Annotated in this window: 23 protein-coding genes and 1 riboswitch; of the genes, 20 read left to right on the plus strand and 3 right to left on the minus strand. The window is 39.9% G+C overall.

What is annotated here, in order from left to right; all coding sequences use genetic code 11:
- Window positions 1-50 precede the first annotated feature (50 nt).
- From BLR54_RS12990 to BLR54_RS13040, 11 genes are all read left to right on the plus strand, one after another.
- Window positions 51-704 carry a hypothetical protein gene (locus BLR54_RS12990; protein ID WP_143008452.1) on the plus strand — a complete coding sequence of 218 codons (654 nt, stop codon included), beginning with the start codon at window positions 51-53 and terminating at the stop codon, window positions 702-704.
- Between the two features lies 1 nt (window position 705).
- Window positions 706-1578 (plus strand): methionyl aminopeptidase, encoded by an 873-nt coding sequence (locus BLR54_RS12995; protein ID WP_090421774.1) that lies wholly within the window; start codon window positions 706-708, stop codon window positions 1576-1578.
- A gap of 22 nt (window positions 1579-1600) precedes the next feature.
- Complete coding sequence (locus tag BLR54_RS13000) at window positions 1601-2302, plus strand: pseudouridine synthase (RefSeq protein ID WP_090421775.1); 702 nt, start codon at window positions 1601-1603, stop codon at window positions 2300-2302.
- Window positions 2303-2387: 85 nt separating this feature from the next.
- The gene (locus BLR54_RS13005; protein ID WP_090421776.1) at window positions 2388-3569 is read left to right on the plus strand and encodes an ABC transporter substrate-binding protein; all 1182 of its coding nucleotides are present in this window, start codon (window positions 2388-2390) and stop codon (window positions 3567-3569) included.
- An 86-nt stretch (window positions 3570-3655) separates the two neighbouring features.
- Window positions 3656-4537: a branched-chain amino acid ABC transporter permease gene (locus tag BLR54_RS13010; RefSeq protein ID WP_090421778.1), complete on the plus strand. Its 882-nt coding sequence runs from the start codon at window positions 3656-3658 to the stop codon at window positions 4535-4537.
- Between the two features lie 9 nt (window positions 4538-4546).
- Window positions 4547-5626 (plus strand): branched-chain amino acid ABC transporter permease, encoded by a 1080-nt coding sequence (locus BLR54_RS13015; RefSeq protein ID WP_090421849.1) that lies wholly within the window; start codon window positions 4547-4549, stop codon window positions 5624-5626.
- Window positions 5626-6384 carry an ABC transporter ATP-binding protein gene (locus BLR54_RS13020; RefSeq protein ID WP_090421780.1) on the plus strand — a complete coding sequence of 253 codons (759 nt, stop codon included), beginning with the start codon at window positions 5626-5628 and terminating at the stop codon, window positions 6382-6384. The genes BLR54_RS13015 and BLR54_RS13020 overlap by 1 nt, the downstream gene beginning before the upstream one ends.
- Window positions 6385-6546: 162 nt before the next feature.
- On the plus strand, window positions 6547-7251 hold the full coding sequence (locus tag BLR54_RS13025) for an ABC transporter ATP-binding protein (protein ID WP_090421781.1): 705 nt from the start codon (window positions 6547-6549) through the stop codon (window positions 7249-7251).
- Window positions 7252-7403: 152 nt separating this feature from the next.
- Complete coding sequence (locus BLR54_RS13030) at window positions 7404-8036, plus strand: cytidylate kinase-like family protein (protein WP_090421784.1); 633 nt, start codon at window positions 7404-7406, stop codon at window positions 8034-8036.
- 156 nt (window positions 8037-8192) lie between these two features.
- Complete coding sequence (locus BLR54_RS13035) at window positions 8193-9680, plus strand: GGDEF domain-containing protein (protein ID WP_090421786.1); 1488 nt, start codon at window positions 8193-8195, stop codon at window positions 9678-9680.
- A 32-nt stretch (window positions 9681-9712) separates the two neighbouring features.
- On the plus strand, window positions 9713-11206 hold the full coding sequence (locus BLR54_RS13040; RefSeq protein ID WP_090421788.1) for a GGDEF domain-containing protein: 1494 nt from the start codon (window positions 9713-9715) through the stop codon (window positions 11204-11206).
- Here the strand turns inward: BLR54_RS13040 and BLR54_RS13045 are convergent.
- Together BLR54_RS13045 and BLR54_RS13050 are read right to left on the minus strand one after the other, a co-directional pair.
- Window positions 11192-12163 carry an ion transporter gene (locus tag BLR54_RS13045; RefSeq protein ID WP_330388212.1) on the minus strand — a complete coding sequence of 324 codons (972 nt, stop codon included), beginning with the start codon at window positions 12161-12163 and terminating at the stop codon, window positions 11192-11194. The genes BLR54_RS13040 and BLR54_RS13045 overlap by 15 nt on opposite strands.
- A gap of 10 nt (window positions 12164-12173) precedes the next feature.
- Entirely contained in the window at window positions 12174-12968 is a 795-nt protein-coding gene (locus BLR54_RS13050; RefSeq protein ID WP_090421792.1) for an N-acetylmuramoyl-L-alanine amidase family protein, read from the minus strand.
- A 113-nt stretch (window positions 12969-13081) separates the two neighbouring features.
- A riboswitch (Lysine riboswitch) is annotated at window positions 13082-13262 on the plus strand.
- A 162-nt stretch (window positions 13263-13424) separates the two neighbouring features.
- Between BLR54_RS13050 and dapA the strand changes: the two genes are divergently transcribed.
- The 7 genes from dapA to BLR54_RS13085 all read left to right on the plus strand — a co-directional run bounded on the left by dapA (window position 13425) and on the right by BLR54_RS13085 (window position 20229).
- Window positions 13425-14309, plus strand: coding sequence for a 4-hydroxy-tetrahydrodipicolinate synthase (gene dapA / locus BLR54_RS13055; RefSeq protein WP_090421794.1), 885 nt, complete (start codon window positions 13425-13427; stop codon window positions 14307-14309).
- Window positions 14296-15834, plus strand: coding sequence for a Na+/H+ antiporter NhaC family protein (locus BLR54_RS13060; protein ID WP_090421796.1), 1539 nt, complete (start codon window positions 14296-14298; stop codon window positions 15832-15834). The genes dapA and BLR54_RS13060 overlap by 14 nt, the downstream gene beginning before the upstream one ends.
- A gap of 45 nt (window positions 15835-15879) precedes the next feature.
- Window positions 15880-16356, plus strand: coding sequence for a KdsC family phosphatase (locus BLR54_RS13065; protein WP_090421798.1), 477 nt, complete (start codon window positions 15880-15882; stop codon window positions 16354-16356).
- Window positions 16357-17127, plus strand: coding sequence for a TraX family protein (locus tag BLR54_RS13070; RefSeq protein ID WP_090421800.1), 771 nt, complete (start codon window positions 16357-16359; stop codon window positions 17125-17127).
- Window positions 17128-17302: 175 nt separating this feature from the next.
- Window positions 17303-18658, plus strand: a complete 1356-nt coding sequence (locus BLR54_RS13075) for a uracil-xanthine permease family protein (protein WP_090421802.1) — start codon at window positions 17303-17305, stop codon at window positions 18656-18658.
- Window positions 18659-18787: 129 nt separating this feature from the next.
- Window positions 18788-19426: a uracil phosphoribosyltransferase gene (gene upp / locus BLR54_RS13080; protein WP_090421804.1), complete on the plus strand. Its 639-nt coding sequence runs from the start codon at window positions 18788-18790 to the stop codon at window positions 19424-19426.
- Window positions 19427-19530: 104 nt separating this feature from the next.
- Window positions 19531-20229 carry a DUF975 family protein gene (locus tag BLR54_RS13085; protein WP_090421806.1) on the plus strand — a complete coding sequence of 233 codons (699 nt, stop codon included), beginning with the start codon at window positions 19531-19533 and terminating at the stop codon, window positions 20227-20229.
- A gap of 53 nt (window positions 20230-20282) precedes the next feature.
- On the opposite strand, the gene metF is transcribed toward BLR54_RS13085, so the two are convergent.
- A complete protein-coding gene (metF, locus tag BLR54_RS13090) occupies window positions 20283-21137 on the minus strand; it encodes a methylenetetrahydrofolate reductase [NAD(P)H] (RefSeq protein WP_090421808.1) in 855 nt (284 codons plus the stop codon).
- A 179-nt stretch (window positions 21138-21316) separates the two neighbouring features.
- Between metF and BLR54_RS13095 the strand changes: the two genes are divergently transcribed.
- Entirely contained in the window at window positions 21317-24061 is a 2745-nt protein-coding gene (locus BLR54_RS13095) for a glycoside hydrolase family 3 protein (protein WP_090421810.1), read from the plus strand.
- A 77-nt stretch (window positions 24062-24138) separates the two neighbouring features.
- Window positions 24139-25488 carry an ArsB/NhaD family transporter gene (locus BLR54_RS13100; RefSeq protein ID WP_090421812.1) on the plus strand — a complete coding sequence of 450 codons (1350 nt, stop codon included), beginning with the start codon at window positions 24139-24141 and terminating at the stop codon, window positions 25486-25488.
- Window positions 25489-25725: the final 237 nt, after the last annotated feature.

A 25725-nucleotide genomic window follows, 5' to 3' on the forward strand; every position in this document is an offset into this window, starting at 1 on the left:
CTATAATTCTGATAATGTGCGTTGCCGTGATGGTATACGCACTTATTTCTATGAGTGAAGGTAGAGGTCCGGTAAAGTATCAGGAGCATTTACAGGATACGGCGGTCACAATAGATGGCGAAGATGTCACCTTTGAAGATTTAGCCTTTTACATTCTGTTTGAAGAAGAAAAGGTGGAAGAGCAGGCTAAGATCTATAATTCTGACTACACCAAGGATTATTGGAATCTTCATACCAACGATACTTTCATCCAGGAGGAAGCCAAGGATGTAGTTATGGGGATGGCAATTCACGATCATCTTTTTTATCAGTTGGCAGTGGAGGAAGGCCTAGACAAACTTGACGCAAAAGAGGAAGAGGATTTAAAGTATCGACAGACAGATTTTTGGGAGGACCTTTTGGATATCCAATGGGAAAAGCTTCCTTGTGACGAAGAAACAATAAATGAACAGATTCGCATAGCTGCAATCGCAGAGAAATATCAAAATAAGCTGGCAGATAAGGAAGGGCCAAGTCGTGCAGCTTACAAATACGATGGCTATTATTATAGTCTCATTAAAGATGAGCATGATATTAAAATAAACAAAAAGCTTTGGGATAAATTTGTCCTTGGTGATGTTACGCTTAAGCATTCAAAGATAAATTATATAAATGGTTTGACAAATGAGGACAAGGAAAAGAGCAAAGAGAAAGAAGGCAATTGAAATGATAAAGATTAACAGAAATGATCCATGTTGGTGTGGCAGTGGCCGTAAGTATAAGCAGTGCCATGAGGCTTTTGACAGAAAGATTCAAAGCTTCGCGGTAAAGGGCCACAAGGTTCCAAGTCACAAGCTTATTAAGACACCAGAACAGATTGAGAAGATAAAGCAGTCTGCAGTTATTAATATGGCATGTCTTGATGCTGTTGCAGAGGCAATCCACGAGGGAATGAGCACAGCAGAAATCGACAAGATTGTATATGATACAACCACAAAGATGGGAGGTATTCCAGCTCCACTTAATTACGAGGGATTCCCATACAGTGTTTGTACTTCTGTAAACGATCAGGTTTGTCACGGTTATCCATCAGAGGATGTTATCCTTAAAAGTGGTGATATCGTTAATGTAGATTGTTCTACAATTTTAGATGGCTACTTCTCTGATTCATCAAGAATGTTTATGATTGGAGATGTTGATCCAGAGACAAAGAAGCTTGTTGAGGTTACAAAGGAATGCTGCGACCTTGGTCTCGAGCAGGTTAAGCCATGGGGCTTCTTGGGAGATGTGGGCGCTGCTATTTGCAAGCATGCACATGAAAACGGATACCAGGTTGTTCGTGAAATTGGTGGACATGGAGTTGGCCTTGAGTTCCACGAGGAGCCATGGGTTGGCTACAACACTCTTCCTGGCACAGAGATGCTTATGGTTCCAGGCTTTATGTTTACAATTGAGCCAATGATTAATATGGGAACTCAGAAGATTAAGACTGATCCAAGCAATGGCTGGGAGGTTTCTACTTTAGATGGCAAGCCATCTGCTCAGTGGGAATACCAGGTATTGGTTACGGAGACAGGCTACGAGGTTATTTCATACTAAAACTAAAAAGGAAATTGAATAAATGAGATTAGACAAGCTTTTGGTAGAATTAAATATCGGAACAAGGTCTGAAGTTAAGGCTCTTCTTAAGAAGGGCCTTATTTTTGTGGACGGAGAAAAGATTGTAAAGCCAGAAACTAAGGTGGATGAAAACACTGCTGTAATTACTTATCAGGGCAGGAAATACACATATCAGAAGTTTCATTACTATGTTATCAACAAGCCTAAGGGAGTTATCACCGCCACAGAGGATGCCCATGAGCGAACTGTAATGGATGTTTTTTACAGCCAGTGTCCAGATGCTCCAAAGGGCTTGGCTCCAGTAGGACGATTAGATAAAGATACAACAGGCCTTTTGCTTATTACTAACGACGGACAGCTTGCCCATGATATGTTGTCCCCTAAAAAACACGTGGATAAAACCTATTATGTAGAGCTGGATGGAGAGCTTTCTTCCGAAGATGTTTCCGCCCTAGAAAGTGGGGTACACATAGGAGAGGGTGATTTGACAGAACCAGCAACAGTTAAATATGAGGGAGGAAAGTCCTGCTACATTACTATTCATGAAGGAAAATTTCACCAGGTAAAAAGAATGTTTTTTGCAGTGGGCAGACAGGTGCTAGAGCTGAAAAGAACGGCCTTTGGACCACTTACTCTAGATGAGGAAAAATTACCTGAGGGACACTTTACCACATTAAACCCTGAAAGTTTTTCTTGCAAATAATTTAAACAAGATTTATTATATTCAAAACGAGTGATTTTAGAATTTAAAGTGCTAAAGCGCGAAAGAGAAATCGGAGGTATTGGATATGAAGAAGAAGGCTTTAAGTTTAGTGCTTTCCGCAGCAATGATGACAAGCTTATTTGTCGGTTGTGGAAACAGTTCAGCAGGTTCATCAGAGTCAGTTGACACATCTGGAGAGCTAACATGGAGAATTGGTGGTATTGGACCAATCACAGGTGGTGCTGCTCAGTACGGTCAGGGTGTTATGAATGCAATTCAGCTTGCAGTGGACGAGGTTAATGAGGCAGGCGGAATTAACGGATATCAGATTTCATTTAATTTCCAGGATGACGAGGCAGATCAGCAGAAATCAGTAAATGCTTACAATACACTTAAGGATTGGGGCATGCAGATTCTTGAAGGAACAGTTACTTCAGGTGCAGGTCAGGCAGTTTCAGCTGAGACATATGCAGACAGAATGTTCATGCTTACACCATCTGCTTCATCAACAGATGTAACAAACGGACATGACAATGTATTCCAGGTTTGCTTCTCAGATCCAAACCAGGGTGCAGTTTCAGCAGACTATATTGCAGATAATGAATTAGCAACAAAGGTTGGCGTTATCTACGATAGCTCAGATCCATATTCATCAGGTGTTTATCAGACATTTGCAGCTGAGGCAAAGGCAAAGAATCTTGAAATTGTAGCAACTGAGGCTTTCACAGCAGATTCAAAGACAGACTTTACAACACAGCTTCAGAAATGTAAGGATGCAGGTGCAGACCTCCTCTTCCTTCCATTCTATTACACAGAGGGTTCTATCGTACTTACTCAGGCAAACCAGATGGGATATGCTCCTACAATCTTCGGCGTAGATGGATTTGATGGTCTTCTTTCTGTTGAAAACTTCGACGTAAAGCTTGCTGAGGGTGTATATCTTCTTACTCCATTCGCAGCTGATGCAGAGGATGAGGCTACACAGAAATTCGTTTCAGCTTACGAAGAGAAGTTCGGTGGCACACCAAACCAGTTTGCAGCAGACGCTTACGATGGTGTTTATATCTTAAAGGAAGCTCTTGAGTCAGCAAACCTTACACCAGAGGCTTCTTCAGAGGAAATCTGTGAGGCACTTATCGCAGAAATCCAGAAGGTTTCTTACAATGGACTTACAGGTGAGAATATGACTTGGAATGAAAAAGGAGAGGTTTCGAAAGCTCCTAAGGCTGTAGTAATCAAAGACGGAGCATACGCTTCTGTTGAGTAATTAGAGCATCAAAGGCGATGCAGGGCTGTTCCTTTTAAGGGGCAGCTCTGCATCGTAATTCATTTCTACGAAAGAGAGTATTACGTATGGGATTTTTAACCTATTTAATCAATGGATTAAGCTTGGGAAGTGTATATGCCCTCATAGCACTTGGATATACCATGGTTTATGGTATTGCAAAGATGCTTAACTTCGCACATGGCGATGTAATTATGATTGGTGCATATTTAGTTTTTATGTGCATGTCAAATTCCGGCATGCCTGCTGTAGTTTCTATTGTTATTTCAATAGTATGTTGTACAGCCCTTGGAATGATTATAGAAAAAATAGCATATAAACCACTTAGAAAGGCAACAAACCTTGCTGTATTGATTACAGCCATCGGTGTCAGCTATTTCCTTCAGAATATGGCACTGATGATTTTTGGTTCAAATCCTGTAAGCTTTACATCAGTTATTAAGTGGCAGGGAATTAGCCTTGCTGGCGGTGCTCTTAAAATCACAGGAAATGCAATTGTAACTATCGTTACTTGTATCGTGATTATGATTGCGCTTATGTGGTTCGTAAAAAACACAAAGCCAGGTCAGGCAATGCGTGCAGTTTCTGAGGATAAGGATGCTGCAATTCTTATGGGTATAAATGTGAATGCAACAATTTCGCTTACCTTTGCAATCGGTTCAGGACTTGCAGCTATTGCTGGTGCACTTCTTTGTTCCTCATATCCATCACTTACTCCTTACACAGGTTCAATGCCTGGTATCAAAGCCTTTACAGCTGCGGTATTTGGTGGAATTGGTTCTATTCCAGGAGCTTTAATTGGTGGTCTTTTACTTGGTATCATCGAGATTTTTGCAAAGGCTTATATTTCAAGTCAGTTGGCAGATGCTATCGTATTTACGGTACTCATTATTGTACTTTTAGTTAAGCCTACAGGTATTTTAGGCAAGCAAATTAAAGAGAAAGTGTAGGTGGGAAAAATGAATTTATACAAGAAATTAAACAAATCTACACAGAAGCTTGTTCGAACTGTGGCTGTACTTATAGTTTTATTTATCGTTGTTTCTATTATGGATAGCACAGGAAATCTTACTTCTCTTATGAAGGGATTGTTGGTTCCAGTTTGTGCTTATTCATTGGTGGCTGTTGGACTTAATCTTTGCGTTGGATATTTAGGAGAGCTTTCCTTAGGTCATGCAGGATTTATGTGTGTAGGAGCTTTTACCTCAGCTTTGTTTTCCAGAGCTTTTCAGGAGGTAATTCCAGATGTTCCTCGTTTTATTCTTGCTCTTATATTAGGCACAATTATGGCAGCCTTATTTGGATTTTTGATTGCTATTCCTGTACTTAGACTTTTGGGAGATTATCTTGCAATCGTAACTCTTGCCTTTGGTGAGATTATAAAGAATGTTATTAACGTGTTATATGTGGGTGTTGACTCAAAGGGAGTTCATTTTTCTATGAAGGATCAGATGTCCTTGAATATGGATTTTGATGGAAAGATGCTCATCAATGGTCCACAGGGTATCACTGGAACACCAAGACAATCAACATTTTTGATTGCGATGCTACTTCTTATATTGGCACTTATTGTAACTCACAACTTTGTTCATTCGCGTACAGGTCGTGCGGTTATGGCCATTCGTGACAATCAGATTGCAGCAGAAACAGTTGGACTTCCTGTTACAAAGTACAAGCTTGTAGCTTTCACTTTGTCGGCAGCTATTGCTGGTGTAGGTGGTGTGCTTTACGCCCACAACATTAATTCCCTTACCGCCACAACTAACAACTTTGGGTACAACATGTCTATCATGATTTTGGTATATGTAGTTTTAGGTGGTATCGGAAATTTCTCTGGTTCAGTAATTGCAGCGGTTGTACTTACAATGCTCCCAGAGTTATTGAGAGGCCTTTCTACATACAGAATGCTTATTTACTCAATCGTCCTTATTGCTCTTATGCTCTTTAACTGGGCACCAGGAATCCTTAAGTGGAGAGAGGCACATGGTCTCAGTGCAGCTGCAATTATGGGAAGATTCAAGAAAAAGGAGGTGCAGTAATGTCATTACTAGAAGTAAACAACTTAGGCATTTCCTTTGGTGGTCTTAGAGCCGTAGATGAGTTCAATCTCACTATTGAAAGAGGAGAGCTTTACGGTTTAATCGGACCTAATGGTGCAGGAAAAACCACAGTCTTCAACATGCTTACAGGAATTTACAAGCCTACAGATGGTGCGATTTTCCTTGATGGCAAGGACATAACAGGAAAGAAGACAGCTGATATTAACAAGGCAGGTGTGGCTCGTACCTTCCAGAATATTCGACTTTTTGGAGATCAATCTGTACTTGATAACGTGAAAATCGGATTACACAATTCTTTTGATTATGGAACAGCAACTGGAATTTTTAGATTGCCAAAATACTTTGCAACAGAAAAAGAAATGGATAAGAAAGCCTTAGAGCTTCTTTCAGTGTTTGGTCTTGATTCTATGGCTGATGTTTTGGCATCAAATCTTCCATATGGAAAACAGCGAGAGCTTGAGATTGCAAGAGCCTTGGCTACAAATCCAAAGCTCCTGCTTTTGGATGAGCCAGCTGCTGGTATGAATCCAAACGAAACACGTGACCTGATGAACACCATCGCCCTTATCCGCAAGGAATTTGGCGTAACTATCCTTCTTATCGAGCATGATATGAAGCTTGTATCAGGAATATGTGAAAAGCTGACAGTATTAAACTTCGGACGAGTATTATCGCAGGGACGTACCTCTGACGTGTTAAATGATCCAGAAGTTATTAAGGCTTATTTAGGCGAGTAAAACATTAGATGAATAGCCCTAGTAAAGTTAGGCAAGCGCGAGCAGGAAGGCTCCATGCCAAGCTAGGAGGGAGCCCCAAAGGGGAAAGTTGCCTAGCTTGAGTATGGAAGGTGGCCTGCGGGAGCATGATAAAGTAGGTATGGGCTATGGATTAGAGGTATTATGTTAAAAGTAGAAAACTTAGTAGTAAATTATGGAGTAATACAAGCTTTAAAGGGCATAAGCTTTGAGGTAAACGAAGGTGAGGTTATTGCCTTGATTGGAGCCAATGGCGCAGGCAAAACCACCACTCTTCAAACAATCTCGGGAATGCTTACACCAACAAGCGGACAGGTGCTCCTTGAGGGAACAGATATCACAAAGGTTCCTGGTCATAAAATCGTTTCTATGGGAATGGCTCACGTGCCAGAAGGACGAAGAGTTTTTCCTGGATTAACTGTGCTTGAAAACTTGAAAATGGGAGCATATACTAGAAGTAACAAGAAGGAAATTTCTGATACCTTTGAGAAGATTTATGAAAGCTTCCCACGCTTGAAGGAACGCCAGAATCAGCTGGCTGGAACACTTTCAGGTGGTGAGCAACAGATGTTGGCTATGGGGCGTGCTCTTATGAGCCAGCCAAGCATCGTGCTTATGGACGAGCCTTCAATGGGTCTTTCTCCAATCTATGTAGAAGAAATTTTCAAAATTATCGAGTCTATTTCAAAGGCTGGAACTACAGTCCTTTTAGTAGAGCAGAATGCGAAGAAGGCACTTGCTATCGCAGACCGCGCCTACGTGCTTGAGACTGGCAAGATTGTACTCGAAGGCGTAGCCTCAGACCTCATGAATGATGATTCGATAAAGAAAGCGTACCTAGGAGAGTAAGTAGCCAAGATAATCTACATGAGCTGGTAGACATCAAGCTCATAGATGGCTTATGTGAAGCTTTCTTCAGCTGAACAGAAGATATCTATGCTTGTAGTTGTAACCAGCTTAGAAAGACTATGGTGGCTGCGAGTATTAAGGGAGGTTTCATCATGGGGGATGAGAAGAAGCTAGTTATTTCGATTGCAAGAAGTTATGGTTCAGGTGGTCTTACATTAGCTAAGAAACTTGGAAAGGAGTTGGGACTTCCTGTATACGACAGAGAAATTCTGCGTATGGCATCTGATCAAAGCGGTATTAATGAAGAAATGTTTGGGGAGGTAGATGAGCACGTAAGAAAGATTTTTCTTTCAGCTAAGGCACACTACAAGGGCTTGCCTCTTAGTCCAGAGTATGCTGCATTCACATCAGATGACAATCTGTTTGAACTTCAGGCAGATGTTATCAAACGTATTGCCAACACACAAAGCTGCATTATTGTTGGCCGCTGTGCAGATTACATCCTTAAGGACAGAGCATATGTGCTGTCACTTTTCTTCTATGCATCAGAGGAGGATTGCTTAAAGCGCCTTCGTCGTCAGGTTAGTGGTACTGATGCAGAACTGCTTAAGAGAATGCATGACATTGATAAGCATCGTGCAGATTATTACAAGTACTACACAGGACGAGATTGGAATGATGCTAGAAATTACGACTTCTGTCTCGATACTGGAGTGATGGATTATGATAGATTGATAGAGGTTGTAAAAGCCTATATCGATATCAAAAATAGAGAATTTAATTAAATAAAGGTACTAGACAAATTGAGCTCCTCGCTTTAAGCGGGGAGCTTTTTTCATATTTTTTTCACACAAGTTGCACGTTTGCGAAAAATTATTCTGCTAAATTAGAAAAAGATAATAGTGCACTATGCAAAAGTGTAGCCATAAGTGGGGAAAGCTATGGATAGGTTGAAAAAATACATAGATTTAAATAGCGAAGAACTGGAACTTATTCGCCAGTATTTCAGAGAATGCCTTGAGACTATTAACGATAACAATCTATACATGTTGAGAAAGACATGTATGTATATCGCCTTAGTCTATTGTTTGATGCTTGTAATTGTAAATTGTCTAATTTCAAGTTTTACAATTACTTGGCCTCATTTGCTAATCATTCCATTATTGCTGGTTTATTTCAATGTGAACCTTTATACACTGAAGCATAGAGGTGAAATTAGCACTGGAAAAACAGCTGCTATTTGTTGTTCCTTCTATTTCCTATTGGGAGTTTATCTAGGAATTATAGATGTCTTCCAATCCGTATCAACCCAGGCTTTGTGGCTTCCAATTGCAGTCATTGCACTACCTATGATTTTTATAGACAGAATCTATAAGTATGGTTTTGAGGAGCTTGTTGTTCTTTCAATCATGCTTATTCTGTCTTTCTTTAATAAGCCAAGAGAAATCTTTATGAGGGATGTGTATATATCTGTATCCGCTTATTTTATCTCAATACTTTCAGCTAGAATCATCCTGGAGATGAGAGCTAGAGAGACACTGGCTATAGCAGAGGTCACAAGATTAAGCGCTTTAGACAAGCTTACTCATGTGCTTAATAAAGGTGCACTTCTTCAGAGAATTGAAAGCTATTTCGAGACAAAGATTCCATCTGAATATTGTGCTATGTGCGTAATAGATTTGGATGATTTCAAGCTTGTTAATGATAACCTGGGACATAACATTGGTGATGTTCTTTTGGAACAAGTGGGAAATCTATTATCTACAAATTTCAGAGCCTACGATATTGTTGGTCGATATGGTGGAGATGAATTTATAGTTGTTATGCCAAAAATGTCTGACCAGGATATTTTAAAGGCCCGTTGTAAAGCTTTACAGATGTTTATTAGTGAAATAGAGCTTCCAAATAATCATAGGGTAACAGCAAGTATTGGTGCGATTTTAAATAACGATGTGCTAGATGTAGATAGCGTTTTTTCAATGGCGGATGATGCACTTTATAAATCTAAAATCCAGGGCAAGAATTGTTGTACAGTTTGGAAGTATCGTAATGAGCCGGTGGATAAGCCAGTTCTTTTGGTAATGACCAGCGAGGAGCATCAAGGCATAATCGAGCTTAAAGAAGATCAGGGAGAACGCTTCGAAATCATTTTGGCAAAGGATGATGATGAAGCTTTAAGAGATATAAGTGAATACCAAAAAGACCTGAAGATTATTTTTATGGAGTTAAATATGGAGACAGGTCTTGGTGTGTTTGCCCTTAAATATTTAAAGACTAGAGAGGCTTTTGCTAACATACCTATCCTTGCAATAGTTAACAGTGACAGAGACTACAAGATGGCAAGGGAACTTGGTGTGGATGATGTTTTGCAAAGAGACACACCTAATCCAGTTTTCAAGAAAAACTTGGAGAAACTGATAGGATGTTAAGTCAATGGCTGCTATGCCAGTGGATGTGTTAAATGGAAATTATAGGCCTAAGTAAAATTACAAAAATGCATAAGCGAGAGAATAAGCAAATTCTTGAGTACTTCCATACCTGCATGGACGATATCAATGAAGCTAATCTGTTCATGCTTAGGAAGGTGTGCATGTATGTTTCCATTACCTATTTAGTTGTACTTGTTCTTGGTTTTTCCATGGTGAGGGGATATGGTCTTACACTTGGACATATTTTAATTTTCCCTTTGTTGATAGTATATTTTTTCTTTAATTTGTATGCTCGAAACAATGGCAAAAAAATACATACAAATCTTGTTGGAATAATATGCTGCTCTTTTTATTTTCTTCTTGCATGTGCTTTTATTTATATTGATATATTTTCTAAGGGCTTGTCTGATAATTTTTGGACCACCATGCTGGTGTTGGTTTTCCCAACCCTCTATATTGACAGGATGTACAAATACGGCACAGAGGAATTGCTGGTAGTAGTAATCTATGGTGTTGTAGCCTATTTTATAGAGGAAAGAGACCTATTTTTAAAGCATTTATATTTGCTTTTTGCAGCATATATTATCTCTATGCTGGCAGCCCATATTGTTCTTGAAATGCGTAGTCGTGAGTGTCTGTATGCCAAGGAACTAAAGCGTTTTAGTTCTTTGGATAAGCTTACCCATGTACTAAATAAAGCTGCGCTGGTGGATAGAATGGAAGAATATTTTGTCGCTAAGCCAGCTGAAGAGCCATGCGCTATTTGCATTATCGACTTAGATAATTTTAAGGATGTTAATGATAATCTGGGACATAATGCAGGAGATATGCTCCTTGAACGTGTAGGTCAATTACTAATTGATAATTTCAGAGCTTATGATGTAATTGGAAGATATGGCGGAGATGAGTTTGTGGTACTGATGCCACAGATGGGGGATGTGGCTATTCTTCAAATGCGATGTCGCACCATGCAGATGTTTTTAGGCGATTTTGATCTTGGCTCTAATCATGATTTTTCAGTAAGTATTGGTGCAGCTATTTGCGATGGAATTCGTAATTACGAAGAAGTTTTCAAAATGGCTGATGATGCCCTTTATAAATCAAAGCTGGAAGGTAAGAATCGGTGCAATGCTTGGGTGATTGATGCAAAAACCTATGAGAAGCCAATCCTATTATCAATTAGAGGTGAGATGACTGAGGCAGTTAGAAGAATGTATGCCGCTGAAGGAGAAAGGTTTGATATAGTCACGGCCCTTACTAATGATGACGCACTTCGAACCATAAGCCAGTATCACAATCAGATAAGGATAATACTTCTTGAGGTGGACAAAGAAAGAGGTTTGGGAGATACGGTTCTCAAGTATATAAAAAACAGACAGAGCTTTGCTAGTATTCCAGTTCTGGCTTTGGCAATGGACCAAGAATCCAGCTTCCTGGCCCATGACTTTGGCGCAGACGAGGTGATTATGATTGATTCACCTGATGAAGAATATAGAAGAATAATAGATAGCTTAGTACGAATGTGAAAAGAAACCTTCGGCGGCCAGTACAACTGTGTCGCCGATTTTTATTGTAAAATCAGGCACAGGAATAAGTGCCTCTCCATCTCGCATAACAACACATGGTAGAAAATGATCAGGAACACCAATCTTTGAAACCTGAAGTCCATTCCAACAGTGACCTTCAGTAATTCTGATGGTAAGTAAATCCACCTGTTCATCCCTTGCAAAGTTGTTGAGGAGCTTCATTTTTGAGTAGTGCTCCATGAAACCAGCACTAATGATACCAGTAGGGATAGCTATAACACCAACCCCCAGGAAGGCTGTGATGATTGCCATGATACGACCAACAGTGGTGATAGGATATATGTCTCCGTAGCCTACAGTAAGCAAGGTGGAAACTGACCACCAAACACCTGAAAAGGCATTTTTGAAAACATATGGCTGCATGTCGTGCTCAGCGTAGTAAACACCAATGGAGCTGGACAGCATCAAAATCAAAACAATTACCATGGAAGATAATATCTGATTTTTCTTTTCTTTCAGAACTGAGAAAATGATATTAAAGGAATCGTACTGACCATTTATTCTGAACAGATGGAAAATACGAATTACTCTCAAAATTCTAAAGGCAACAAAGCCTGACAAAAAGAAAAATGGCAGGATAGTAAATAAATCTACTATTCCATCAAAGGATAATAGGAATTTAACCACAGCCTTTGGATGGGAATCCTCTGGATACAAACAATCTGCAGTCCAAATTCTAAAACCATACTCAACACAGAAAATAATCATAGTGATAAGAGCGATGGCATCAAAAATAGGAAAGAAATTAGAAAACTGTTCGTAGGTTTGGAGAACCATCACTGAAATATTTAATAGGATAGTGATGGTGATAAAAATATCAAAAGCGTGACTAGGTCTATCCTCTTTATTACCAATCTGAATTATGTTAAATACTTTTTGCTTATCTAGCTTTTTCAAAATCATTCTCCTACTTCAACTTTAACCCATAATATTTAGCAATTCCTGTAGCGTCTGCAATACCAAGCTGCTGGTACTGCTCAGGAGTGCTTAAGTGATTGAGTCTGTCACTATCATTAGTTACAAAAGCATGCTCCACAATTACTGTAGTCATACCTAGGGATTTTGACTTGTTAATGAGTGCGTAGTAATCCTTAGCAGAACCATCTGGATACTTTCCACTATCAGAATCCCTGGTAACAATACCTGTTCCGTTTGGGCACATCTTCCAGTCGTTTACATTAAGTCCAGTGGTGGTTAATTCTGAAAGGATGGATTTACCAACAGCCATGCCCTTTGCACAAACAGCAGGCTTGTAGTTTGGATTTGGAATAATGACCTTTGCACCGTTCTGTGATTTGTCTAAATCAGGATCATAGTCATTGTGAAGACTAATCATTACATCCGCATTTACGGATTTGGCAAAATTCACTCTGCCGGTAAGACAGTCTGCAGAGGAATCTGGATTTGCACCGTAGGCACAATCGAAACCATAGCGAGTCATATAAACTGTTACACCGGAATACTTTTCGAGTTCGTTTTTACAATAGTAGGCAATGTAGAGATTAGCAATGCCTTCTTCGAAGCCTTCGTAATGACAACCAAGATGAGTGTTGTCATGGCCAGGGTCTAAAACTACAACGATGTTTTTCGCTGCCTTCTTTGAAGTTTTTGCCTCAGCATTTATTGGAGTGCTGGCAAAAAGAGAAAGTGAACATGTAAACGCAAGTGCCAGCGATAATAGTTTTTTTGTACGAATTTTCATAAGAATACCCCTCTACTTTTCTATAATTTTACAATAATTCTAACATCCTACTAAATGAATAGCAATTTCTTGTTGACAACAGTCTTCGGGGGATGTAGTATAAGTTCAACTTAATAACAGATAGAGGTTGCGAGAAACATTAGTAATCTCATTGATGGGACAGGCCCAAGTGATATGAGATAAAAGGGGATTTCGCCGAAAGAGAGCATCGTCTGTAGATGCTTGTCTTGGGCATACGGATAACATCCGTATGACTGTCACCGAATAAATAATAGGTGGGGAGCTATCATTTCGTACGAATATAATTTTTAAGCTGACCATTTATTATGTGGTCAGCTTTTTTATTTTAATGAGTCGGTAGACAACAAGCTCACAAATGTCTCAAGCGAAACGTGTTAGTTGAGCTGAGATATTTGTGGCTTGTAGTTGTAACCGACGGATTTTAGGAGGAAAAAAATGAGTATATTTACTGGCGCAGCTGTAGCAATTGTAACTCCATTTAATGGGGATGGATCCGTTAATTACCAGAAGCTTGATGAGTTAATCGAATTTCAGATTAAGAACAACACAGATGCAATTGTAATCTGTGGTACCACAGGTGAAGCTTCAACACTTTCACATGAAGAGCACATTGATGTAATCAAGCACTGTGTTCAGACTGTAAATAAGCGTGTGCCAGTTATTGCAGGCACAGGTTCAAACTCAACAGAGACTGCTATCTACCTTTCGCAGGAAGCTGAAAAGGTTGGAGCAGATGCAGTGCTTCTTGTTACACCTTATTACAACAAGGCAACACAGCGTGGTCTTTATGAGCATTTCAAAGATACAGCAGATGCAATTAAGCTTCCTTGTATCCTTTATAATGTTCCATCACGTACAGGCTGCAACATTTTGCCAGAGACAGCAGTAAAGCTTGCTAAGGATGTGGATAACATCGTTGCTATTAAAGAGGCTTGTGGAAACATTAGTCAGATTGCAAAGCTTCTTCAGCTTGCAAAGGGATGCATCGATGTATACTCAGGAAACGATGATCAGATAGTACCAATTATGTCACTTGGCGGACTTGGTGTTATCTCTGTTTTATCAAATGTTGCACCACAGCAGACACATGATATGTGCCAGGCATGTCTCGATGGAGATTTTAAGAAGGCAGCAGCAATGCAGCTTGAGGCATTACCTCTTATCGATTCACTTTTCTGCGAGGTAAATCCTATTCCTGTAAAGAAGGCTCTTAACATTATGGGCTTTGAGGCTGGTCCTCTCAGAAAGCCACTTACAGAAATGGAAGAGGCTCATGCAAATACACTAAAGGAGAATATGAAGACTTATGGAATTTACTAATACAATATGGTCGTTGTTGCCACCATTAATTGCCATCCTATTGGCGTTGCTTACAAAAGAAGTTTACTCTTCATTATTTATAGGAATTTTTACTGGTGGTCTTTTATACGCAGGCTTCAATCTTACCGCAGCAATGGAGCACATCTTTGTAGATGGAATGATTGGTCAGCTTTCAGATGCTTGGAACGTTGGTATTCTTGTGTTCCTTGTTGTACTTGGTAGCATGGTAATGCTTATGAATCGTGCCGGCGGTTCAGCTGCTTTTGGTAAGTGGGCAGTAACTCACGTAAAGACAAAGGCAGGCGCACAGGTTGCAACAATCATCCTTGGTATGTTAATTTTCATCGATGATTATTTTAACTGCCTTACAGTTGGTTCAGTTATGAGACCTGTTACTGATAAGCACGGTATTTCTCGTGAAAAGCTTGCTTATTTAATCGATGCCACAGCTGCTCCAGTTTGTATTATCGCTCCAATTTCTTCTTGGGCTGCAGCAGTTACTGGTTTCGTAGATGGAGCAAACGGATTATCTCTTTTCATTAGAGCTATCCCTTACAACTTTTATGCGCTCCTTACACTTGTAATGATGTTTACCATCACTTACATGAAGTTCGATTACTCTTCAATGAATCTTGCTGAAATGAATCACAGAGCAGAGTTGAAGGAAAGAAAGAAAAAAGATTCAGCCAGCCTTACAGGTGCTGAGGATCAGCCTCATCCACCTATTTCAGAAAAAGGTACAGTGCTTCATTTGGTACTTCCAATTGCAGCCCTTATTATCTGTTGTGTAATTGGTATGATATATACAGGTGGCTTCTTTAGTGGAGAAAGCTTCATTGATGCCTTCTCAAATTCAGACGCTTCAGTTGGACTTGTTTATGGTTCAGTTGTTGCACTTATTATTACAATTGTTTTCTATCTAGCAACAAGAGTTTTAGGCTTTAGCGAATGTATGAATGCAATTCCAGAGGGCTTTAAGAGTATGGTACCTGCCATCTTGGTTCTTACCTTTGCATGGACACTTAAGTCTATGACAGATTCACTTGGTGCAGCAGAATATGTTGGTGGCATCGTAGCAAACATTGCTGACAACCATGCACTTATGAGCTTACTTCCAGCCCTTGTATTCCTTGTAGGTATCTTCCTTGCCTTTGCAACTGGTACTTCATGGGGAACCTTCGGAATCCTTATTCCAATCGTTGTAAATGTATTCGGTGGTGATGTTAACAACGAGCTTATGATTATCGCTATCTCAGCTTGTATGGCTGGTGCAGTTTGCGGCGATCACTGTTCACCAATTTCAGATACAACTATTATGGCATCAGCTGGTGCAGATTGTGACCATATCAGACACGTAAGCACACAGCTTCCATATGCCTTTACAGTAGCAGGTGTATCCCTTGTTTCTTACGTAGTTTCAGGCTTTATCAGAAACTGGTTCGTATGCCTTGTTATTGGTATCGCACTTATGATTGGAACACTATTTGCAATAAAAGTAGTTTCTGAAAGACAAGTTAAAGCATAATGTAGTATAATCTCCTTAGTATGTTTTTACTAAGGAGATTTTTTTATGAAAGATATTAAGTATTTGGTATTAGACGTAGACGGGACATTAACAGATGGTTGCGTATACATGGGAGAGAACGGTGAGTTATGTAAGGCTTTCAATATTAAGGACGGCTATGGAATCGTTCATCAGCTTATTCCAGCCGGCGTTACTCCTATGATTATTACAGGTCGTACCAGCAAAATCGTTGAGAACAGATGCGAAGAGCTTGGCATCAACCACATCTATCAGGGCGTAAGCGATAAGCTTGGAAAGCTTAAGGGTGTCATGTCTGCAAATGGTCGCACACTCAAGGATTGTGCTTATATGGGTGACGACTTAAACGATCTTACTGTTATGAAGGCAATCAAGGCAGAAGGTGGCTTGGTTGGATGTCCTAAGGATGCAGCCCAGGCTCTCATTGATATGGCCGATTTTGTTTCCAAAAAAGATGGTGGCCGCGGAGCAGTGAGAGATTTTATAGAGTGGTTGGTATTATAAATGTCAGAAAAGCGATTTGAGGTTAATGGAAATGCTCTAAAAATGATTGCTGTAATCACCATGTTTGTGGATCATTTTGCAGCCGGCTTTTATCTCCATTGGTTAGGATTACCTGAGGCGTTCAATTCGCCCTCCTACGAATTCTATTGTGATATTTATCACCTGATGCGTGGCATTGGCCGAATGGCATTTCCTATTTATTGCTTCATGCTTGTGGAAGGCTTTTTCCATACTAGAAATATCAAGAATTATTGTTTAAGACTTATACAGATTGCAATCATTTCAGAGATACCTTTTGACCTGGCACTTCGCAAAGGAAAGATAGATTTCTTATCTAACAACGTGTTGTGGGAGCTTCTTCTTGGATTGATAGTGCTTTGTTGTATGGACTATGTTTTACATCTGTCAGAGGGAATCTTTGAAAATGAAATTGTAAGACGTGTGGCAATGGTTTTGATAATGTTCCTTGGAATGGGACTAGCTTATATTACAAAGCTTGATTATAGACATGCCGGAATCGCTTGTATTGCTGTTATATATTTTTTATATGGCGCCACAAAGGAAAGCAGGCTTACAGCCTTTGCAGTTGGTGTGCTTATGTTGACTTTGATGTCTAGCAAAACCGAAGCTTATGCAGCTGCTATGCTTGTACCTTTATTCTTTTACAATGGGAAAAAGGGTTCAGACTCAGTGGCCCTTCGTAGATTTTTTTATTCATTTTATCCAGTACACTTGATATTGATTTACTTGCTTAGAGTTATTTTTATCTAGTTATTTATTCTAGTTTATAAAATATTTAAAACCATTAATTCCCCAATAAATTTGGATATAATGGTTTTTAAATATTTTATAACTGTGAATAGTAACTTAAAAAAAGTAATTGCTAATTTAATTTTAATGTGATAGCATATTGAAAGTTTAAGTAAAAATTCAAAGGGAGGATTCTATGAACACTAATGAACCAATCAAAGACGTGTCGAAACTAGGCACCACAAAGACGTTGATTTTGGGTCTCCAGCATTTATTCGCTATGTTCGGAGCGACTATTTTAGTTCCAATTCTCGTCAACAATTATTTCGAAGGCGAAGGTCTTTCAATTCAAGTTACTCTATTTTTTGCAGGTGTCGGCACCTTATTTTTCCATTTTTGTTCTAAGTTAAAAGTTCCAGCTTTTCTTGGTTCTTCATTCGCATTTCTCGGCGGATTTCACACAGTTGCTAATTTGAATACTGGTATTTTTAAAAACATGACAATGGGTGAGAAGCTTCCATACGCATGTGGTGGTATCGTTGTTGCCGGATCCCTTTACTTAATTCTTGCGATTATTATCAAGCTTGTTGGAATCAACAAGGTTATGAAATATCTTCCACCAGTTGTAACTGGTCCTATTATCATTTGCATCGGTCTTTCACTTGCACCTTCAGCAATCACTAATGCATCTTCAAACTGGCTTTTAGCCATCATCGCACTTTCAGTTGTAATCATCTTTAATATCTGGGGAAAAGGAATGTTCAAGATCCTTCCAATTCTCATGGGTGTTGTAATTTCATATGCATGCGCACTTGTTTTCAATGCACTTGGCATGACAAATGCAGACGGCTCAGCAATCCTTGATTTTGCAGCTGTACACGAGGCAGCATGGGTTGGTCTTCCAGATTTCTTCATCTGCAAGTTCAATATCTCAGCAATCCTTGTTATGGCGCCAATCGCTATCGCTACAATGATGGAGCACATCGGAGATATGTCAGCAATCTCAGCTACAGTTGGAGAGGATCTCGTTACTGACCCAGGTCTTCACCGTACACTTGTAGGTGACGGATTTGCTACAGCTCTTTCAGCATTCTTTGGCGGCCCAGCTAACACTACTTATGGTGAGAACACTGGTGTCCTTGAGCTTTCAAAGGTTCATGATCCAAAGGTTATTAGAATTGCAGCAGTTTACGCTATTGTACTTTCATTCATTCCAAAGATGGCCGACATTATCGGTACCATGCCTAGCGCAATCGTAGGTGGAATAAGTTTTATGCTTTATGGTATGATTAGTGCAATAGGAATCAGAAATGTGGTTGAGAATCATGTTGATTTCACACATTCAAGAAATCTTATCATTGCAGCAGTTATCCTTGTTTGCGGACTTGGCTTCTCTGATGGACTTACCTTTACAGTAGGTTCTACAGATATCACACTTACAAGCCTTGCTATCGCTGCAATCGCTGGTGTATTGCTCAATGCAATTATCCCTGGTAGAGATTACGAGTATGGTAATCCTGAGAGATACAGATTTGATAAAGAAGGATGGTAAATGCTGTTTTATTTTGACAGCTATGCTGGCAAAATGAAATAGCTGTGAGGGCCTTGCCGAAGGCAATTTTAGATGGCCCGAACTTCCTTATTTATAAAAGATAAGAAATTTTAGGAGGAATTTATTCTAATGGAAAAATTAGATAATGTAGTAGAGTTAACACATCCTCTACTTCAGCACAAAATCACAATGCTTAGAGACAAGAACACAGGAACAGCAGAGTTCCGTGCTCTTGTAGAAGAAATAGCTATGCTTGAGGCTTTTGAAGCTCTCAACGATTTACAGACAGTAGACATCGAGTGTGAGACTCCAATCGAGAAGTGCATGTCACCAGTTATCGCTGGTCGTAAGATGGCAATCGTGCCAATCCTTCGTGCAGGTCTTGGTATGGTTAACGGTATTCAGCGTCTCGTTCCTACAGCAAAGATTGGTCACATCGGTATGTATCGTGATGAGGAGACACACATCCCACACGAGTACTACTGCAAGCTTCCAAGCCCAATCGAGGAGCGTCTCATTGTAGTTACAGATCCTATGCTTGCAACAGGTGGTTCTGCAATCGATGCAATCAGCCTTATCAAGCAGCACGGTGGAAAGCGCATTAAGTTCATGGCTATCATCGGTGCTCCAGAAGGAGTTCGTGCTCTTCACGAGGCTCATCCTGACGTTCAGATTTATGTAGGTCACATCGACCGTGAGCTTAACTCAGACGCATACATCTGCCCAGGTCTTGGTGATGCTGGAGATAGAATTTTCGGTACAAAATAGAACAAACTGTGAATTTTCACATTTTATCGCCTAATTAGTTTAAAATGCTAGTTAGGCGATATTTTTTTACTTTTCACACATGGATATTGAAAGGAGAAAAAGTTATGTGGACTATTGGGGAAATTAAGACAAGAGGCAAGGCAGCCTTTAAGGCAAACTATTGGAAATCTGTTTTGGTAGCGTTTATACTTTCTATCTTTACAGCAGGTGGTTCAGCTGCCTCACAAGCAACAAATAGTGATGATGCTACAAGCGAGGCTGCTGGTGTATTATCTGGTTTATCACCAGAACAGCAATTGACTATTTTGGGAATCCTTATGGGATTTGTTGGTATAGCTCTTGTAATCAGTATTTTAGTTCGTATTTTCCTTACTAATCCTATTCAGGTTGGATGCTACAGATTCTTCAAGAAGAATGTGGAAGAGGGAGATGCTGAGGTTGGAACTATCAAAGAAGGCTTTGGTGGATATGGACATACTTTTGTAACCTTGTTCTTAAGAGATTTATTCCTAGGACTTTGGTTCCTATTATTATTCATTCCAGGTATCGTAAAAACGTATTCATATAAGATGGTCCCATACATCATTAAGGATTATCCAGAATTATCTGCAACAGAGGTAATTACAAAATCTCGTCAGATGATGAATGGAAATAAGGGACGTGCTTTCCTATTGGACTTATCCTTCATTGGCTGGATTTTCTTAGGAATCATTACCCTTGGTATTGTATTTGTGTTCTGGACAGGACCATATATGAGTAATACAGATGCAGCTTTATATCTTGAGCTTAAGAATAATCAGTAAATAAGCAAACTAAAATGCTCCAGTGAAGGCTGGAGCATTTTTATGTCTTGTTTCTATTTTATTGCTTCGCAAATTTCTGCAGTCATCTTTGGCTTGTTCATGCAGTAGATGTGGATGTGACCCATACCGCATTTACGAAGATCGTTGATTTGGTTGATGGCGTATTCGATGCCTGCCTGTCTCATGGCCTCAGGATCCTCGCTGTACTTTGCGCAAATATCAGCAAGCTTCTTTGGAACAGAAGAACCTGCCAAGGTGACAGTGGAACCAATCTGTTTAACTGAGGTGATTGGCATAATACCTGCAACAACAGGAACAGTGATGCCAGCTCTGTCAGTACGCTCAATAAATCTGTAGTAGTCTGCATTGTCAAAGAAAAGCTGGGAGATAAACATCTCTGCTCCCATGTCCTGCTTCATTTTCATGAAGGCAATATCCGAATCCATAGAAATTGCTTCAGGGTGTTTTTCAGGATAGCAAGAAGCTGATATGCTAAGTGATGTGTTTTCGTTTAAAAAGTGTATAAGGTCTGTGGCATGAGGAAAGATTCGACGCTCAAACTGCTCATCAGACATGTCTCTTGGCTTGTCACCTCTAAGGGCAAGCACGTGGTTAACTCCAACCTCTTCCAAAGCCTTTGTAACCTCAAGGATATCGTTGGCTTCAGAACCTACGCAGGTCATGTGAGCCATTGCATCCATGCCCAAGGTGTTCTGGATGTAATTGGCAATGTCTACAGTTTTCTTTGAGTTGCTTCCACCTGCTCCATAGGTAACACTGATGAAGTCAGGGTTAAGTGTAGAAAGAGAATCTAACACCTTGTAGCAGTTTTCAAATTCGTCATCTTTTTTTGGTGGAAATACTTCAAAAGAGAGAGAAAAATCACGGTCAAACATGTCTTTTAGCATAGTTAATCTCCTTATTCATAGAAAGTGAGTATTAATAGGCGAATTTTCAGCTTTTGCGCATATTAATTTAACAAAATGTACACATTTTTTAAGTAAAAAAATAGTATCATATTCCATAGCGAAAAAAAAGGATAAAAGGGGAGTTTTGGGTAATAAGTAGTTCTAGGGAGTAATTTGTAATGAATTTGCGACAGCTTAGGGGAGTAATTACAAAAACTGGAAAAATGGCATTCCCAGAGCACAGGGATTTAGTGCGCACATTCGGTGCCGACAGTATGGTGCTACTTAAAAATAATGGTATTCTTCCTATTAACAAAGGGAAGGTTGCATTGTTTGGAGCAGGTGCTGTTGACACTATTTTTTGCGGTATTTTTTACAACTACGTATTTACGGATGGAAACGTAAATGTTAAGCAGGGGCTTCTAAATAATGGCTTTACCTTTAGCACAGATACATGGCTTAACAAGATGGAAAAGCAGGTAAAGCTTTCTGAGAAAAAATATATTGGTAATTCTAGAACATCTAGTTTGTTTGCGGGAATGAAGGTTCGTCCAGCAGAGGTTCCAATTTCTGTTGCTGATATGGCAGAAGCAATTCTTGGAACAGATACTTGTATCTATGTTACTAGAAGGCCTTATGTGTCAGATGAGGAGCTTCGAAATCAGGAAAAGCCTTATCAGTTTTCCAAGGTTGAATTGGAGAATATAAATCTAATAACCAGTTCTTTTAAAAATGTAATCCTTGTGTTGAACTCTGGCATGATGGAAATCTCTTCTATTGCCAAAATGAAAAATGTTAAGGGAATTATTCTCATGGGTGTTCCTGGAATGGAAGCAGGAAACTCACTGGCAGATGTGCTGACAGGAGCAGTGAATCCAAATGGACGTCTGACCTCTACTTGGGCGAAGAAGTATAAGGACTATTCAACCTGCCAGACACCAGCAAAAAGAAGTAAAGCTGAAAAGAATCATGAGATAGATTATAAGGAAGGCTTATACGTAGGCTATCGTTATTTTGATGCCTTTGATGTGGCACCTCTTTATCCATTTGGATATGGATTGAGCTACACAACCTTTGATATGAGCTTGGAATATTTTGAGGCCAGCTGGATATCTCTTATTATGAGAGTTAAGGTGACTAACACTGGAAATCATGCTGGTAGACAGGTGGTTCAGGTTTATTGCAGTTCGCCAGAAGGCAAATTGGAAAAGCCTTATCAGTCTCTCTGTTCCTTTGGCAAAACTGGAAAGCTTAAACCAGGGGAATCCGAGGAGATAACTATAAAGATACCTATTATGTCGCTTACATCCTTTGATGACGAGCGTCTAGCATGGGTTATGGAAAAGGGAGATTATCTCTTTAGAATAGGTGCAAATTCTAGGGATACAAAAGTCTGCGCCAAGATGGTACTGGATAGAACCACGGCAATCAAAAAGGTAACAAATGCTATGCCAGTTACTAAGGAGATGGAGTTCTTGACTCCACCTGCCCGTCAAAAGGAAGAAACAGGCTTTATTAAGGTGGCCTCTCTTTCAAGTAATGACTATAATTCTGAAAACAAAGTGGTAAAACCAAAGAAAGAATTTACTACCTATATACAGGAAGGAAGTAATTACTTATCTTATGTAAATAACAATGCCTATGACATTCCTTTTAGAGCCTATGAAAACATTGAGATAGTGAAGCCTTGTGGCAGTGCTACCTTCATTGATGTAATCAAGGGCAATGTAACCATGGAGGAATTTGTAGCTTCACTTTCACCAGAGGTGCTTGCAAGACTTGTAGTAGGTGCCACAGATGAGTCCAAGTATGACAGTGAAAATCGATTTAACTTCAACTTTTCACTGGATAAGAAGGGCTTAGAGGTTGCGGCTCGTACAACCTCTCAGTTTGCTACCACTCTTGGAATTCCTGGCGTCACCATTGCAGATGGACCATCAGGACTTCACATTATTGGAATACAGTGTACCTGTTTCCCATCGCCAAGTAATATGGCTCAGACCTGGGATATGAATTCCATGATAAGAATGGGGCGTGCCTATGGTAGAGAAATGGAGGAGTATGGTATCGACTACACCTTGGCGCCTCCACTTAATGTCACAAGAAATCCTATGTGGGGAAGGTCTTATGAGTTCTATTCTGAGGACCCAGCCTTAACAGGTATTATTGGTGCAGGATTTATTATGGGCGTAAAACGATACGAGGGAAGAAACGTTATCGTGAAAAATCTTGCCACCTACAATCAGGAAACTGAGGATACAGATGCTATCATAAATATTCCAAGAAGAGCCTTTGCGGAAATATATCTTCGTCCTTTCTCTTCTTGTCATTTTATTAGCAGACCAGCAGGCTTCCTGTGCTCTGGAAATAGAATCAATGGCGTTCATACCTCTTCACAGAGAGGCTTGAACATAGATATCCTACGAAGAGATATAGGCTTTGAGGGCTTTGTTATGTCTGACTGGGGTTCAGTTTCTGATAAAGGTGAAGACATACACGCCGGCTGCGACTTGATAATGCCAGGCTATGATCCAGACAAGATTTTGGAATGCATGCTGAACGTTCCACCAACCTTCGAACCAGATGGTTACGTTACTGTAGTAGAAAAGGCATACTTATACGACGTGCCTATGATTCGCTATGAAAAGTGGGGTTCCTTCAAGCTTGATAAAGATGGTGATACTATCATCAGCACCACAGTTGCACCTGACAAAGAGATTAGTCATAAGGCTATTGAGTTACAAAAGGAAGGAATCTGCAACATTGTCGTGGAAGTCAATGGGGATAGAACCATCAGCTACAAGGGCTTTAACCGAGGACCATATTTAGCTCTTGGTGATTTGCAGTGGGCAGCCATTAACATCCTTTCTGAATTAAAAAATACTGCATCTATGCAGGAATTGTTAAAAAAAGCAAACATTTAGGTCAAAATGTTTATTCTAAAAATAACTCCCAACGTATACAATATGATGTGGAAAAATGTATACGAAGGGAGTTTTTTATGTTAGCGCAAATATTAGCATTAGTGGTATTCGTGACTATGTTTGCTTTTATTGTATGGGATAGATTCCCAAAGCACTATGTCACACTTGCATGCGGAGCCTGTACTAGTATTTTTGTGTTTGGCTTTGCCATGAAAGATGCCAAAGCTTTTATTAATACTATGGCGGTAAAAGGTATTTTCACAAAGGAATTTTGGTATTCTGCAGGGGAGCATGCGGAACAAACCTCAGGTATCAACTGGGCCACTATCATTTTCCTATGGGGAATGATGATAATGGTAGAAGGAATGGCAGAGGCAGGCTTCTTTGACTGGCTTTGTCTCAAAATCGCAAAGCTTGCAAACTACGAGCCAGTAAAGATTTTTGTTTCCTTTATGATTTTGTCTTCAGTGCTTGCTATGTTCATCGATTCAATCACTGTTATCCTTTTCTTGGCAGCAGTTACAATTCGACTTGGACGTACACTGAAGTTCAACCCAGTTCCTGTTATCATGGCAGAAATCTTCTGTGCCAACCTTGGCGGAAGTGCAACCATGTGCGGTGATCCACCAAACATCATCATTGGAACATCACTTGGATATTCCTTTGCAGATTTCGTAATGAACACAGGTGCAATCGGAGCCGTATCGCTGGTAATCATCATCATTTATTTCTATTTCACTATGAGAAATCGTCTTCAGGATCCAGGTGACAGAGTAGACCCTAGCACAATCGATGTTGAAGTAAAGATTGATAACATGAAGGAATTTTTAACTAGCACCATCATCTTTGGAGTCGCTGTAGCTCTTCTTGTTACACACGCCATCACAGGTCTTACAGTTGCCTTCATCGGTGTGTTTATTGCAGCCATCACTCTTATTACTGCAGGCAGAAAAGCGCCTATGCTTTTGAAGAGAGTAGACTACGAGACACTTTTATTCTTCATAGGATTGTTTATAGTTGTAGGTGGTTTGGAAGAGACTGGAGTGCTTGTTGTAATCGCAGACTTTATCGCAAAGGTATCTGGCGGCAACGCATATGTTATGATTGCCATCATCCTTTGGGTAAGTGCCATTGCATCAGCCTTCATTGACAACATTCCATTCTCCGCAACAATGATTCCTGTTATTAATGCACTTGCACAGGCAACAGGCGTAGACCTTGCCACAATGGCTTGGACACTTGCTATCGGAACAGACATTGGAGGAAGCATGACACCTATCGGAGCCAGCGCCAACGTAGTTGGTATTTCCACAGCCGGTAAAGAAGGTTACCCTATCAGCTGGGCTACCTACTGCAAGGAACTCGTACCCGGCACCCTTATCGTACTTGCTATCTCCATGATAAACATATACGTACGTTACCTCTAAATACCACAAGAGACTGAGCTTACCATTTTCAGTCTCTTGTTTTTTATATTAGCTGGGGGCACCTCCCGCCTAAAGCTACATGCAGCATTTAGAGAATCATTATTTTGTGATTGAGCCTAGGCCTATATGGTGGGAGGTGCCCCCAGCCCTGTAAATTTTCAGAAGAGACTGAAAATGGTAACATTTTTATGGTTTTGTGGCATTTAGAGGCTCGACTTCTTTTTTATAATGCTATAA

Origin of the sequence: Pseudobutyrivibrio sp. YE44 (genome assembly GCF_900104335.1) — a bacterium.
Taxonomy (GTDB): Bacteria; Bacillota; Clostridia; order Lachnospirales; family Lachnospiraceae; genus Pseudobutyrivibrio.